At 68.0% G+C, this 13,386-nt stretch carries 12 protein-coding genes; 2 read left to right on the forward strand and 10 right to left on the reverse strand.

Going from position 1 to position 13,386, the window contains the following annotated elements; all coding sequences use genetic code 11:
- Positions 1-19: 19 nt before the first annotated feature.
- From ACFVHY_RS22125 to ACFVHY_RS22170, 10 genes are all read right to left on the reverse strand, one after another.
- Positions 20-2,212, reverse strand: coding sequence for a DUF2254 family protein (locus ACFVHY_RS22125; protein WP_390275472.1), 2,193 nt, complete (start codon positions 2,210-2,212; stop codon positions 20-22).
- A 54-nt stretch (positions 2,213-2,266) separates the two neighbouring features.
- Positions 2,267-3,682: a phytoene desaturase family protein gene (locus ACFVHY_RS22130; protein ID WP_390275473.1), complete on the reverse strand. Its 1,416-nt coding sequence runs from the start codon at positions 3,680-3,682 to the stop codon at positions 2,267-2,269.
- Positions 3,683-3,775: 93 nt separating this feature from the next.
- A complete protein-coding gene (locus ACFVHY_RS22135; protein ID WP_390275474.1) occupies positions 3,776-4,768 on the reverse strand; it encodes a hypothetical protein in 993 nt (330 codons plus the stop codon).
- A 110-nt stretch (positions 4,769-4,878) separates the two neighbouring features.
- A complete protein-coding gene (locus tag ACFVHY_RS22140; protein ID WP_058253362.1) occupies positions 4,879-5,403 on the reverse strand; it encodes a flavin reductase family protein in 525 nt (174 codons plus the stop codon).
- Positions 5,404-5,412: 9 nt separating this feature from the next.
- Positions 5,413-5,760, reverse strand: a complete 348-nt coding sequence (locus ACFVHY_RS22145) for a cupin domain-containing protein (protein ID WP_078111910.1) — start codon at positions 5,758-5,760, stop codon at positions 5,413-5,415.
- A gap of 11 nt (positions 5,761-5,771) precedes the next feature.
- Positions 5,772-7,226, reverse strand: a complete 1,455-nt coding sequence (locus ACFVHY_RS22150; protein WP_390275475.1) for a 4-hydroxyphenylacetate 3-hydroxylase family protein — start codon at positions 7,224-7,226, stop codon at positions 5,772-5,774.
- Between the two features lie 2 nt (positions 7,227-7,228).
- The gene (locus tag ACFVHY_RS22155) at positions 7,229-7,912 is read right to left on the reverse strand and encodes a DUF2848 family protein (RefSeq protein ID WP_390275476.1); all 684 of its coding nucleotides are present in this window, start codon (positions 7,910-7,912) and stop codon (positions 7,229-7,231) included.
- Complete coding sequence (locus ACFVHY_RS22160; protein ID WP_390275477.1) at positions 7,909-8,721, reverse strand: carbon-nitrogen family hydrolase; 813 nt, start codon at positions 8,719-8,721, stop codon at positions 7,909-7,911. The genes ACFVHY_RS22155 and ACFVHY_RS22160 overlap by 4 nt, the downstream gene beginning before the upstream one ends.
- 21 nt (positions 8,722-8,742) lie before the next feature.
- Positions 8,743-9,387, reverse strand: coding sequence for a GntR family transcriptional regulator (locus tag ACFVHY_RS22165; protein ID WP_058253367.1), 645 nt, complete (start codon positions 9,385-9,387; stop codon positions 8,743-8,745).
- Positions 9,388-9,409: 22 nt separating this feature from the next.
- On the reverse strand, positions 9,410-10,828 hold the full coding sequence (locus ACFVHY_RS22170) for an MFS transporter (protein ID WP_390275478.1): 1,419 nt from the start codon (positions 10,826-10,828) through the stop codon (positions 9,410-9,412).
- A 316-nt stretch (positions 10,829-11,144) separates the two neighbouring features.
- Here ACFVHY_RS22170 and ACFVHY_RS22175 point away from each other — a divergent pair, with 316 nt between their 5' ends.
- Both ACFVHY_RS22175 and ACFVHY_RS22180 read left to right on the forward strand, forming a co-directional pair.
- Positions 11,145-11,783, forward strand: coding sequence for a response regulator transcription factor (locus ACFVHY_RS22175; RefSeq protein WP_269553068.1), 639 nt, complete (start codon positions 11,145-11,147; stop codon positions 11,781-11,783).
- A complete protein-coding gene (locus tag ACFVHY_RS22180; protein WP_390275480.1) occupies positions 11,767-13,098 on the forward strand; it encodes a sensor histidine kinase in 1,332 nt (443 codons plus the stop codon). Before ACFVHY_RS22175 ends, ACFVHY_RS22180 begins: the two co-directional genes overlap by 17 nt.
- The last annotated feature ends 288 nt before the right edge of the window (positions 13,099-13,386 follow it).

A 13,386-nucleotide genomic window follows, 5' to 3' on the forward strand; every position in this document is an offset into this window, starting at 1 on the left:
CGTGATCTATCTGCTTACCTCACCGGCCGAACTCGGACCCGTATCCCTGCCGGTCCGCAGCCGCGGCCAATCGCCGGTCGAGGTCGTCGGTCCAGTCGCGGGCGACCTGTGCGTCGAGCACGGCCAGTCGCTCGGCCACGGGCGCGCGCTGCGCGGGCCCGCACCCGGCGAGAAGGGACTCGAACAGCGCGCGCAGGCGGCGTTGCACCTGTACCTGGCCGGTGCTGTGCCTGCGGATCTCGTCGGTCCCGATCGCGACGTAGTCCGCCCAGCTGCGCCGGATGCCGCGGACCGAGGGGTCGCTCGAGAACTGCTCGCCGCGGAGCCGCGGAGCCAGCAGGAGCAACAGGTCCTCGGTGTGGTCGAGTGCCTGCACCACGACGCTCGGATCGTTACTGCCTGCGGACATCGCCTTGAGCGCGATGTCCGAGATCGCCTGCAGCGCCGCGGCGGGACTCACCGACGGCTGGTGGGTGTCGCCGAAGAGCAGACAGGCCAGCACGCGACGCTTCTCCACATGGATCGGATCACCGACGATCTCGATCACCGGGAGATCGTGTGGCACGTGGTCTCCGACCGCGATCAGCACAGTGATCCGTACGTTCCACGACGCCGCGTAGCGCCGCAGACGATCACCGTTGACCGCCAGCAGGACCCGTCCTCGTGCGGTCACCTCGCCCAACCTGATCTGCATGCGTGGCTCATCCGCCGCAGCGCCCCGATCGATGGTCTGCTCGTCCGGTCCGGCGGTGACCGACGGAACGGCGTCATCGTCGAATCCGGTTGCCACCGACGGCTCGTCGTGCTTCACCGGTGGCATCGGCAGCTGCCGCACGATCGCCGACCGGCCGTCGTCGGCGATCCACTGCAGCAACCGCGCGGTGTTCAGGATCGTCCCGACCTTCCCGACGAGCGCGATGAACAGGTACGCGCTGACGGTCGTGAGCATGAATGCGATTGCTGTGGACAGGCCGGGGGTCGGCTCGTCCGGACCCCCGACCGACAGGTCGATCGCGATGATCACGCTGTAGACGAAGGTCGCGAGGAAGAACCCGGTGGACCACCGCATGACGGGTTCTTGCTGCAACATCGGGATCACGCGTACCGAGATCGACGACGCCCCGAACTGCATGGCGAGGGTGACGGCGGTGAACACGAGACCGGTCAGGGTCGCCATCGAACCGGCGATGACACTGAGCAGCGTCGCCAGGGTTCCCGGGTCGACCTCCAACTCGAGCAGCTCGTCGAATCCGACGGTGGTCCACGCGGCGACGATCGCGAACGTCACCAGCACGACCGGCAGCCGCCAGATCGGGACCGTGCGCAGGGCCCGGCGCGTGCGCCGCCATCGGATAGCGGTCGCCAGCGCGCTCGGTACCTTCTCGGTCACCACGCCGACCGCCGTCGGGACGGACGCCGGCGGGGGAACCGGAACGGGAGCCGGCGCGTCGGGCACCCCGAAACGCCCCGCCACCGCCTCCTGCACGACGATCTTCCATCGCATCAACGGTTCTCGATAGCGCTGCTCGCGCCCGATCGCGCGAGCCAGTTTGCGGGGGCGGTTCTGGTACCGCCACCGGGCCCATGGTGATCGCGGCCGCGCGAGTCGAGCGGCACCGAACCACAGCAGCACCGGGACGAACATGCCGACCAGACCTGTCCAGACCTTGCCTTTGATAAGGGTCACGATGGCCAGCAGCACGTTCAGCACGACGACACCCGCGGCCACCAGACGCGCCACGAGGCCGTTCTCGTTCCGGATGTCCCCGACGACCTCGAACGCGCCGAACGGCTGCAACCCGAGGAGGAAGAGCAGACCGATGGCGATCGCGACGAACACCGCGTCGATCGACGTCCGACCCTCCTCGGCCCAGTAGACGTCGCGAAGGTGGAGGATGAGCGCGAACTCGTCGAGCACGAGCGCCGCTCCGATGCCGAACAGTGCTGCCAGGACGCAGTCGATCACCGGAGTCCGCAGCGGGTCGACCGCGACGAATCCGAAGCCGGCCACCAACATCGCCATCATGCCGAAGAAGGCGTGATGCACGTGCACCCCGCCCGGCGTCACGTTGCCGGGCCACCAGCTGACCTCCGCGCGGATCATCCGCACACTGAACCGGATGAAGAGGAACGTCAAGACGAAGGCGAGCAACAGGAAGAACAACGGCAGACGACCGGTCTCGACGATCCGCTCATCGAACCACCCGGTCATCCCCCGACCCTAGCGGGAGCGCCGGGGGATCTCGCGGGCAATCGCGACTCCGATCTACGGGCCGAGCCGGCGCAGTGCACTCAGAGCCGCGTTGTGGCCACACATTCCGTGCACACCGGCGCCCGGTGGTGTGGACGCCGAGCAGATGTAGACACCCTGGATTCCGGTGGCGTACGGGTCGGCCGCGATCCGGGGGCGCATCACGACCTGGAGGGGATCGTTTGCCCCGCCGATGATGTCGCCGCCGACGAGGTTGGAATTGCTCGCGGCGAGATCTGCGGGCATGCGCACGACGGACCCGACGATCCGATCGCGCGTCCCCGGCGCGAAGCGTTCCAGCTGCGCGAGCACAGCGTTCGTGGCGTCGCCGCTGTAGCCATGCGGCACATGTGCATAGACGTACACCGGATGGACGTCACCGACCGACCGCGCCGGATCGGCCAGATATTGCTGGGCGACGAGGACGAATGGCCGCTCCGGCATCCGGCCACGATGGATCTCGGCTTCGGACGCGACGACCTCGACGGCGGTGCCGCACACGTGCACGGTGCCCGCCCGGCCGGAGAACTCGTCCCGCCACGGGATTCCGCCGTCGACGGCGAGGTCGAGCTTGACCGCGGCGGGCGCCCGCCGAAACCGTCGATACGCCTTACGGACTCGGCTCGGGAGTGCGTCCCCCGCAAGGTCGGCGACCGCGCCGGGCTCCAGGTCGAGCAGGATTACATCCGCCGGTGGGAGGTCGGAGAGGGAGCTGACCCGATGGCCGGTTTCGATCCGGCCTCCCAGCGTTGTCAGCACCGCGGCGAGGGCCTCCGGCATTCGGGCCGTCCCGCCCTTGATGATCGGCCAGCCGTACCGATGCGAGATGGCGGCGAACATCAGCGCGAACGCAGAGGTCGTCGGCCGAGTGAGTGGGTACCACCCGTGGGCGGCGTTCCCGGCGAACAAGGCCGCCGCCTCGTCCGTGTGCCACACCCGTCCCAGGACGGTTGCGGGCAGGAACGCGGCGGGCCCGAACCGGGCGAGCGGGCCGAGATGCCGCGGCACGTGTAGGAGCGGGCCCAGCACATCCTGCGCCAGTTCGTCGAAGTTCTCCGCCAACGGACCGAACAGGCGCCGCCATCGTGGGCCGTCGGCCTCGAGAAGCCGACTGGTCTCGTCCAGCGAGTTCATCATGGCGCCGGCCCGGCCGTCGGGCAACGGGTGTGCGAGGTCGATCTCCGGCCAGCCCCATTCGAGGCCGTGGTCGGCGAGTCCGAGGCTCTGGAAGAACGGCGACGCCAGCCCGATCGGGTGGACGGCCGCGCCGTCGTCGTGCAGCAGACCGGGCAGGATTCGCTCGGACGAGCGGGCGCCACCACCGATCGTCTCGGCCGCCTCCAGCACGGTCACCTCGATGCCCCGCTGCGCGAGGGTGATGGCGGCGGCGAGCCCGTTGGGGCCTGCTCCGACCACGATGGCCGAGGTCATGAGCGGCATCGTATTCGATGTGCACCGGCACGGCCGCGATCCCAGAACTCGACGCCGGGCTCGACATGGTGGTTCCCCGCATGCGCCGACCGCTCACTGCATGTCGGGGTGATCGGAACGTCGGGCCGGCCCGGGCTCGCTGCGTCTGGCGGACGCCAGGCGGGACGACGCCTGCGCGTGCAGGGCCGCGACGTCCGCTCCCGGCGCCGGCGCGGTGGCCGCGGCTAGTGAGGCATCGGGCAGGTGTCGACGCAGTTCGTCGATCAGCGCCGCCGCCTGCCCGGGTGGACCGTCGTCGTCGTGCACCACGCAGATCGCGAACTCCGAATCGGCCAGGCGTGCCAGGGCGGAATCGGCGGGAAGCAATTCGACGCAGGTCCGGGCACGGCGAACCAGTCGCTGCTCCCTCTCGCGCGGGTCGTCGGTCGTCTCGGAGTCGTCGACTGACCACGAGATCACCGTGACCGCCGCGGCCGACCGCCGTCCGTCGAGGAGCCCCGCGGTCGCGAGTTCCCAGCCCGCGCGGTTGAACACGCCGGTCAGCGGGTCAGCACAGACCGCGGTGAGCAGTGTCCGCGTCAGCAATCCGAATGACTCGGCCGCCGCCGGGATGGCGACGACGACGACGATGTACGTGCTGAGGTACTTCGGTGCGGGCGCCACGGCAAGCGCGACGACGCACGCGGCCGTCAGCAGACCGATGAACGCCCACGCCTGCCGACGCGGAAGAGTGGCACGGACGTACATCGCCAGGAACATCGCCGCGATCATGCACAGGAACTCGGCACTGATCAGCTCGTGGAACGCCATCACCGCGGGGGTGGCGACACCGGCCGCGATCACGGCCGGTAGCGGGCGCTGCGGCCGCACCGACAGCCACCCCAGCGCCGCGAGCCCCAGCACGACGGCGACCAATCCCCCGGTCGGGTCGGACAGGGTCGCCGAATCGTCGGTCGGGAACAGCGTGAGAGCCACGCCCACCGCGTACAACAGCGTCGTCACCGCCAGATAGGTCCGCAGCACATGCAGCGGCGATCGCGGGAGCGGGCCCCTCAGCGCTCCCAGGTGCAGGTCCGGTCGATACATCCCCCACTCCGATCCTCGGTATCGGTCCCCGATCCGAGGTTGCCAAACCGCGTCGAGTTGCGCGACCGGCGCGGGGTGGTTGGCCGTCGGGTTTCCTGGTCGACAAGAGCTCAGAACAACCAGGGCATCTCGTCGTGCCCGAAGTCGCGGAAGTCGCCGAACCGGCCGGAGTAGAACACCAGCCCGGTTCCGTCGCGCCATCGCAGCTCGGACACGTCGCCGTAGAAGACCCGGTGGTCGCCGATGTCGTGCGCGCTGTGCACCGTGCATTCCAGATGCGCAAGCGCATCGGCGACGACCGGCAACCCGCAGGCGGTGCGGTCACACGGCAGCCCTTCGAAGCGAGCCCCGCCCCGGGTCGCGAAGCGCCGGGCGACCGCCTCCTGCCGGGACGACAGGATCGACACCGCGAACCGCCCGCCGGCCTCCACCGCGTCCGTGGTCCGCGATCCGTGGGTCAGCGACACGAGGATGATCGCGGGGTCGAGACTGACCGACGTCAGCGAACTGATGGTCATGCCGCACGGTTCGCCGTCGGAGTCCTCGGCGCTGACGACCGCGACACCGGTGGTGAACCTCCCCATACTGCGTCGCATGTCGGAGGGAGTGGGCCGAGAGAAGGCCGGCAGGGTCATGATCGTCTCCTATGCGCTGCGGTATCGGACCTCGAAGGTGAGCACACCTTCGTCGGTCCGCCACGGTCCGTGCGGCATTCCCGGTGGGCGGCAGGCGTACTCACCGGCCGAGAAGGTCTGGTCCAGGGTCAGATCGACGAACGAGCCCTCGAGGATGTAGACCTCTTCCCAGAAGTCGTGCTTCTGCACGCCCATCGGGCTCGAGTCGGCACCCGCCTCGTAGCGGAGGATGCGGGTGGCGACGTTGCCGTCGGGATCCCGGGACAGGATGCGTTCGGTGATCTTGGGGTCGCCGCCGGGGCAGACGGTGTAATCGACGTCGGTGACCGGGAAGAATTCGTACTCGGGTTTGGCCATGATGGCTCCTCTCAGGCGTCTTCGAGCTTGTAGGACTGCAGGAAGCCCGCGACGTCCTCGAGTGCGTCGTCGTAGGCGTAGTTGCGATAGGTGTAGGCGCCCTTCACGACGAACGGCGCTCCGGCGTAGAACATCTCGTATTGCTGGTGCCGGCCGGCGAACTCGGAACCGACGATGTCCCAGGCCAGCTTGAACAGCTTGATGCGCTCTTCGGACGGCACGCCCGGCGACTGCACGTAGTGCTGGATGTCCTTGGCGGTCAACGAGCTCGTGAGGTCGTGCACGCTCGACGGCAGCTGGAGCACTCCACCACCGACCAGATCGCGGAGGATGGCGAGCACGCGCGGATAGATCTCCGATTGCAGACCCATCGAGCCGTACAGCGCCTGCCGGCCCGGCAGCCACTGTCCGGAGGCGTCCGGCTCCGCCGTGTATTCCGCTGCCAGCACCGCGGATTCGACGCCGGACACGACGGCGGCGAGTTCGCCGAGCTTCTCCTGGACGCTGGGGATCTTGTCCACTCCATTGACCTGTGTCACCCGCCGTGCCACGCCGGCGATGAACTTCAGCTTCGTGGCGAAACGGATCTGCGCCTGCCAGTTGCCGAGGACGTGCGCTCCGGTCTCGAAGAACTGACGGCGCACGCCGACGATGTCGCGGTCGACGAAGACCCGATCCCAGGGCACCAGGACGTCGTCGAACACCACGAGGGCGTCGGGCTCGTCGTACCGCGAGGTCAATGGGTAGTCGAAGCTGCTGGTCGCCGCGGGCGCGTACGGCCGCCGGCAGTACAGCTTCAGGCCTTCCGTCGCCACCGGGACGACGAACGAGACGGCGAAGTCGCTGTCGTCCGGGCCGAGCGGCTTGATGCAGGAGACGAACACCTCGTCGGCGATCGCGGCGCCGGTGGCGAGCATCTGGGACCCGCGCACGACGATCCCTTCGTCGGTCTCGCGCACGACACCGGCCTGGAGGAACTCGCCCTCCCAACCCGACGCCGTGGTCGCTCGCGAGACCTGCGGCGGGATGATCGCGTAAGAGACATACAGGTTCTCGTCCAGCAGACGCCGGTGAAATGCCGTCACGTTGGCCGACAGGTCGCGGCCCTCGCCGGCGAAGACCTCCGGGTGGGCGGCGAAGGATGCGAGGAAGGTCCCGACGTGGTCGGGGCTGCGACCGACCCAGCCGTGGGTGTGCCGGGCCCAGGTCTCGATGGCTTCGCGACGGAGTCGGAGTTCCTCACGGCTGCGCGGGATCCCGAACGTCCGGTTGGCGGTCGCGCCGGTCTCCGGCGCGGTGTACTGCATGTTCTGCGCGGGATCGGCAGCAAGGTCGAACATCTCGGCGATGGTCGCCGCGACCGGCGCGAATGCCGGGTGGGTCGTGACGTCATCGATCTGTTGCCCGTCGACGAGCACCACGCGCCCGTCGTTCAGCGAGGACAGATAGTCGGCTCCGGTACGCATGATCAACGTCCTTCCGGGTCGGAGGTGTAGGAGTGGGTGAGGACGGTCCCGTCCGGCAGCGTGAGTTCGAGGTCCCACCGGGTGCCGTAGACGAAAGTCCCGTCGAGCAGGGGCAACGTGCCCGCGAAGCAGAGCAGGTCGGCGTCGTCGTCGCCCTGACGTTCGGCGAGGATCCCGAGCAGGTTCTGCGGCGTTCGCAATCCCGACAGGGCGCCGTCTTGGTAGAGGCGGCCATCGACCCAGCTGCGGGCACGGCATGCGTCCCAGTCGAAGTCGGCCCAGGACTCGATCTCGGCGACCTGCCGGCCGACCGGCTTCGGGCAGGCGCGCTTGGAGTCGCCGATGTCCACGGTCTCGAGCTGTCGGTCGGTGTGGTCGGAACCGATACCGAGATACCAGCGTCCGTCCCGGCGCAACAGCACCGGCTCGACCTCGCCGGAGGTCTCGCGACCGTGCACCTCCGTGGTGGGGTCGGTGGTGATGCTGCCCGGCTCGACAGGATAGAACATCGGAACCTCGGGCGGCGGCGCCACACCGATGGCCGCGAGCTCGTCGATGTGGTGGCGCACGGCGGCTTCGTCGCGTCCGGTGTATCCGGCGACAAGTGTGCGGAGGGTGTCGAATTCGATCCGCTCGGCGGTGCCGGCGATCGTGAAGCTGAGCACCCGGGTGTCGGTGCCGGTCATGAGTGGACCTTTCTACGGGACAGGACGGAGTAGTCGGGCAGGCGGTCGCCGAGCACCGGGAACTCCGACCGGACGGCGGAGACGAGCGCGGGGTCGATCTCGGCGAGTATCACTCCTTCGTCCGAATCGGCCTCGGCGACAACCGATCCCCAGGGATCGATGATGCGGCTGTGACCCGCCAGTTCGACCCCGGCGTGGGTACCGGCAGCGTTGCATGCGATGACGAACACCTGGTTGTCGACGGCGCGTGCGGAGGTCAGCAACTGCCAGTGTTCCCGGCGTGCCATCGGCCAGGCTGCCGGCACGATCACCAGTTGCGCTCCCGCAGCTCCGATCTCGGCCCACAGGCCGGGGAACCGGAGGTCATAGCAGGTGGTCGCCGCGACCGGACCGAAGGCGGTGTCCACCGCGTGGACCTGCTCACCGGGCTCCAGCAGATGGGCCTCCTGTGAGCGGTAGCCGAAGACGTGCACCTTGCTGTAGTGGTGTACGACGGTGCCGTCCGGTCCGAGCAGGACAGCGGTGTTGCGCAGGCGTTCCGAGCCCCGGTCCTCGACGATGCTGCCGGCGTGCACGAAACAGTTCCGGCGGCGTGCGATGGCGGCCATCGTCGACACGGTGGGCCCGTACAGGTCCTCGGCCGACGACGGATAGTCGTCGAAGTGGTTGTAACCGACCCGCCACAGTTCCGGCAGGACGATGAGGTCGACGTCGTCGGGCAGGCTGTCGACGAGTGTGCGCACGCGTTCGAGGCGATGCGCGCCGGTCTCGTCGTCGGGACTGGCCACCTGGACCAGTGCGATCTTCATGGAGGTCTCCTCGGTACAGATCTAGAGATGGGAGTGGCGCAGGGAGTCGTGCGTGGTCCGAAGGTGCTCGCGCACACTGCGAACCGCCGCGTCGACGTCTCCGGCCCGGATGGCGTCCGCGATCGCCCGGTGCTCGACCAGCACCTGCTTCTTGCGGTGCTCGTCGTTCATGACGATGCGGACACCCATGCGCATCTGGCGATCGCGCAGTGAGTTGTAGAAGTCACCCATGAGGCTGTTGCCGGCCGCACGGATGATCGTCGTGTGGAATTCGAGGTCGTGGGCGATGAAGTCGACGGGGTCCTGGTCGTCCTCCTGCTGTTGCAGGAGGAGCGCCAGTTTGTCCGGGACGAGTCCCGGTCGCGGTGCCACCTCGTGCACCGACCATTCCTCGACGACCCGCCGCGCCTGCATGACCTCATCGACATCGCGATCCGACAGCGCCGGGATATACGCACCCTTGTGTGGGACCCGGCGGATGAATCCCTCCGCCTCGAGCCGCATCAGGGCCTCCCGGACCGGGGTGCGCGAGATTCCCGATGACGCCGCCACCTGAGCCTCGGACAGGAACATCTCTTCGTCCCGCGGGAGCGTGATGATCGTCTGCTTGAGCCACTCGTAGGCGAGTTCGGGCGCGGTGGCCGTGCCGGAGCGCGATGTCGACATGGTGTTGTCTCCTCTCAGAGCGTCACGGAGCAACCGCAGCGGACGGTTGTTGCTTCGCTTCGGTCGTGGTCGTTTCGGCTGCGGCAGAAGGGTTCTCACCGGAGTCATCGTCTCGCCCGGTATCGCCGACCGTCGCCAGGTCCACCGACTGCGTCTCGCGGGCGACGATGGCGGCGATCAGTGAGATCAGGCCCATGACAGCGAGGTAGGCACCGATGGCGAAACCCGTGTCGAACCAGTTGTAGAGAGCGATCGCGATGATCGGCGCGAGCGATCCCGCGAGCACCGAGGCGAGGTTGTACGCCAGGGAGACACCGGAATAGCGGACCTCGGTCGGGAACAGCTCGGAGAAGAACGCCCCGATCACCGCGCTGTAGGCCGCGAAGATCAGCAGCCCGACGGACACGGCGATGATGATCGCCAGGGTGTTCTTCGTGTCGAGTAGCCCGAAGAAGGCGAACGCCCAGACGATGGTGGCCAGCGACGCCGAGATGTAGATGGGGCGCCGGCCGATCCGGTCGGCGAGCATCGCGAACAGCGGGATGGTGAGAAGCGCGACCACCATGCCGATCATCACGGCGTTCAGCCCGGTCGACCGGTCGAGATCCAGGATCTGGGTCAGGTAGGTGATGACGAACAGCGAGAAGATGTAGAAGCCGGCGTTCTCACCGAATCGGGTGAACGCTGCGAGCAGGATCTGACGCCAGTAACCGCGGACAGCGTCGCCCAAGGGCATGCGGCGGGTCTCGGACTTCGCTGTCTGCTGCGACTTCTCGAAGAGCGGTGTCTCGGCGACGTAGAGGCGCAGGACGAGCCCGACGATCACCATCACGGCCGAGAGCGCGAAAGCGATTCGCCAGCCCCACGACAGGAACGCTTCCTCGGACATCACGCCGGAGAGGATCGCGAGCGCGCCGGCGGCCATCAGATTGCCCAGTGGCGGACCGAGATTGGGCCAGGACGACCAGAACGCACGGCGCGTCGAGTCGCCGTGCTCGCTGACCAGCAGCACCGCGCCGCCCCATTCGCCGCCTAGCGCGAAACCCTGCACGAGACGAAGGAACACCAGCAGCAGAGGCGCCGCGACGCCGATCGCGGCGTACGACGGGAGGAACGCGATCAGGAAAGTCGAGACACCCATGAGCATGAGGCTCGCGATGAGGGTGGCCCGACGGCCCTTGACGTCGCCGTAATGGCCGAGCACCGCGGCCCCCAGCGGACGTGCGATGAAGCCGACGGCGTAGGTGGCGAAGGCCAGCATGGTGCCGACCAGCGGGTCGTCCGCGGGGAAGAAGACTTCGTTGAACACCAGCGCGGCCGCGGTGCCGTACAGGAAGAAGTCGTACCACTCCACGGCGGTTCCGGCGAGGCTGGAACCGGCGATCACCGGGAGGCTGGTGTGGGATCTACGACTGCTAGATTTCGTGGTGGCAGTTGCCATATGTCGACTCCTCAGTCGAATCGTCGTTGCGTGACGACTGCACGGCCGGCGCCTACCTGCCAGTAGGCGAACGTCCGGACGTGCAGGTGGAGCTGTCCGGCTCGGTGGTTGTTGCTGCAACCACCGAGCCACCCCGAGGCCATTGATCTGCGTGTGAAGCGGACCACATCAAGGCCGTACACCAGTTGTATACGACCCGTACACGATCGGGCAAGGGGTGTAAACGAATCGTCACAGGCGGACATATGGCCGTAACCCGGAACTCTCCGCGCGCCGATCGGACCGACGTCGCCGCCACCACACCTATCCTGTTCTCATGGACACCCTCGTCACCGTGGTCGTCGTCGACGATCACCCGTTCTTCCGCGACGGTGTATCCCGTGGCCTGGCGGCCAGTGGGCGGGTGCGGGTCGTCGGCGAGGCCGCCGACGGCCTGGCCGGGCTCGAGCTGATCCGTCGGGAGAAACCCGACGTCGCGGTGGTCGACCACCAGATGCCACACATGACCGGCGTCGAGGTCGCCCATGCGGTGTCACGCGACGGGTTACCGACCCGAGTGCTGCTGCTGTCCGCGGTCACCGACGGTCCGATCGTCTTCCGGGCGCTGCAGGAGGGTGCGGCCGGTTACCTGTCGAAGGACGCCGATCGCGACGACATCGTCGGCGCGGTGACCCGGGTGGCCAAGGGAGAGACGGTGGTACCGCCGGAGCTCGCCGCGGGACTGGCCGGCGAGATCCGGGCGCAGACCCAGCGGGACGCGCCGGCCCTGAGCGAGCGGGAGCGACAGGTGCTCACGGGATTCGCACGCGGACAGTCGATTCCACAGGTCGCCGCCGAGCTCTACATCGGTGCGTCGACGGTCAAGACGCACACCCAGCGCCTCTACGAGAAGCTCGGCGTGTCCGACCGTGCGGCCGCGGTCGCCGAGGCGATGCGCCGTGGGCTCCTCGAATAGCGCGGACCCCTCGACACCAGGGGACGACGACGGTGGCAGTGTCGAGATCGCCGGGGCGACACGCTACCTGGGTCTCGACGAGTTCGCCGACGAGCCGCGGATCCACGACATCCTGATCGACCACGCGATCCGCGGCATCCGGATCCAGGTGGTCCTCCGACTGTTCCTGTCGCTGTTCGTGTTGCTGACCGTCAGCCTCGACCCACCCGCGCACGCGGAGACGTTCAGCCTCGTGACGGCGATCCTGTACGCGGCCTGGTGTATCGGCGGGGCGGTCGTGGTCGTCCGCCACGAATCGGCGATGATCCGGTACTCGTGGATCGCGTTGCCGATCGACCTTCTCCTGCTCACCGCGCTCGCGATCGCCGCAAGCCGGTCCAACGAGTTGAGTTGGACCACCGACGTTCTCCTCAGCGGGTTCGTGCTCGTGCCGATGATCGCGGCGATCGCGTTGCAACCCAGGACGTGCGCGGTGGTGGTGATCGTCACGACCGCGGTCTACGCCGTCTCTTCCATGCTCGCTCGCACGTCGAACGGCGAGCCGTGGTCGGTGATCATCCTGCGCATCCTCGTCGTCGCGGCGTTGGCCGTCGGCGCGATCCTGTTGTCCCGACTACAGCGATCCCGGGTGAAGACCATCGGGGCGCTCGCCGCCGAACGCGCCCGGTTGCTCGACGCGACGATGGAGATCGAGGAACGCGAACGCCGGGATCTCGCCGACAACCTCCACGACGGGGCTCTGCAGTACGTACTGGCGGCGCGTCAGGAACTCGCCACGCTCCGCGACTCCGCCGATCCGGTGACCCTCGATCGCGTGGACGGTGCGCTGCGCGACGCGGCGCAGTTGCTGCGTTCGACGCTGAGCGAGCTGCACCCGGCGGTTCTCGAACAGGCCGGTCTGTCGGTGGCCCTCACCGACCTCGCCGCCTCGTTCGGTAGCCGCGCCGGTGCCCCGAACATCTCCGTCGACACCGCGGGCTGGCCGCCCGACCTACGCACGTCCGCCGACTCACTGCTGTTCGCCTCCGCCCGCGAATTGCTGACAAACGTGATCAAGCACGCGTCCGCGGCGACGGTCGACGTCACCGCCGAGTTCGATGACGGGCGAGCGCGCCTCGTCGTCGTGGACGACGGCATCGGGTTACCTGCCGACATCGACGTCGACGAGTTGATGCGTCGACGACAAGCCGAGGGACACATCGGACTTGCATCGCGTCGAGTGCGCATCGAAGGCGCCGGCGGCACGTTGTCGCTGTCGAACCATCCCCGCGGTGGAACCGTCGCGATCGTCGAGATTCCTGCCCGCGAGATGTGAGGCGCGTAGCGCCCGTGTCGACCGTGTCCCCCGATCGGTGGAGGCGCCGTTCACCCCACCCATCACCCGGTCAGCGGAATCCGACGACACGACATCCCTAGCAGAGTCAGTGGTGTCACCAACACAACCCCCACACCACATTCGGAGCCCACCATGAAAACCACCACCCGCATCGCCACCGCCACCCTCGGACTGAATCACCCCTGGTTTGATGCCGCTTCCTTCTGAGTCAGGAAGGATGAGCACATGCCTAAGAAGATCGATCCGGAGGTCCGTTCGAGGGCCTTG

Origin of the sequence: Gordonia sp. NPDC127522 (assembly GCF_042672305.1) — a bacterium.
GTDB classification, from domain to species: Bacteria; Actinomycetota; Actinomycetes; order Mycobacteriales; family Mycobacteriaceae; genus Gordonia; species Gordonia hongkongensis.

Bases quoted from the DNA above. Each gene is read 5' to 3' on its own strand.
- ACFVHY_RS22125 (WP_390275472.1), bottom strand. From the start codon at position 2,212: ATGACCGGGTGGTTCGATGAGCGGATCGTCGAGACCGGTCGTCTGCCG.
- ACFVHY_RS22130 (WP_390275473.1), bottom strand. From the start codon at position 3,682: ATGACCTCGGCCATCGTGGTCGGAGCAGGCCCCAACGGGCTCGCCGCC.
- ACFVHY_RS22135 (WP_390275474.1), bottom strand. From the start codon at position 4,768: ATGTATCGACCGGACCTGCACCTGGGAGCGCTGAGGGGCCCGCTCCCG.
- ACFVHY_RS22140 (WP_058253362.1), bottom strand. From the start codon at position 5,403: ATGACCCTGCCGGCCTTCTCTCGGCCCACTCCCTCCGACATGCGACGC.
- ACFVHY_RS22145 (WP_078111910.1), bottom strand. From the start codon at position 5,760: ATGGCCAAACCCGAGTACGAATTCTTCCCGGTCACCGACGTCGATTAC.
- ACFVHY_RS22150 (WP_390275475.1), bottom strand. From the start codon at position 7,226: ATGCGTACCGGAGCCGACTATCTGTCCTCGCTGAACGACGGGCGCGTG.
- ACFVHY_RS22155 (WP_390275476.1), bottom strand. From the start codon at position 7,912: ATGACCGGCACCGACACCCGGGTGCTCAGCTTCACGATCGCCGGCACC.
- ACFVHY_RS22160 (WP_390275477.1), bottom strand. From the start codon at position 8,721: ATGAAGATCGCACTGGTCCAGGTGGCCAGTCCCGACGACGAGACCGGC.
- ACFVHY_RS22165 (WP_058253367.1), bottom strand. From the start codon at position 9,387: ATGTCGACATCGCGCTCCGGCACGGCCACCGCGCCCGAACTCGCCTAC.
- ACFVHY_RS22170 (WP_390275478.1), bottom strand. From the start codon at position 10,828: ATGGCAACTGCCACCACGAAATCTAGCAGTCGTAGATCCCACACCAGC.
- ACFVHY_RS22175 (WP_269553068.1), top strand. From the start codon at position 11,145: ATGGACACCCTCGTCACCGTGGTCGTCGTCGACGATCACCCGTTCTTC.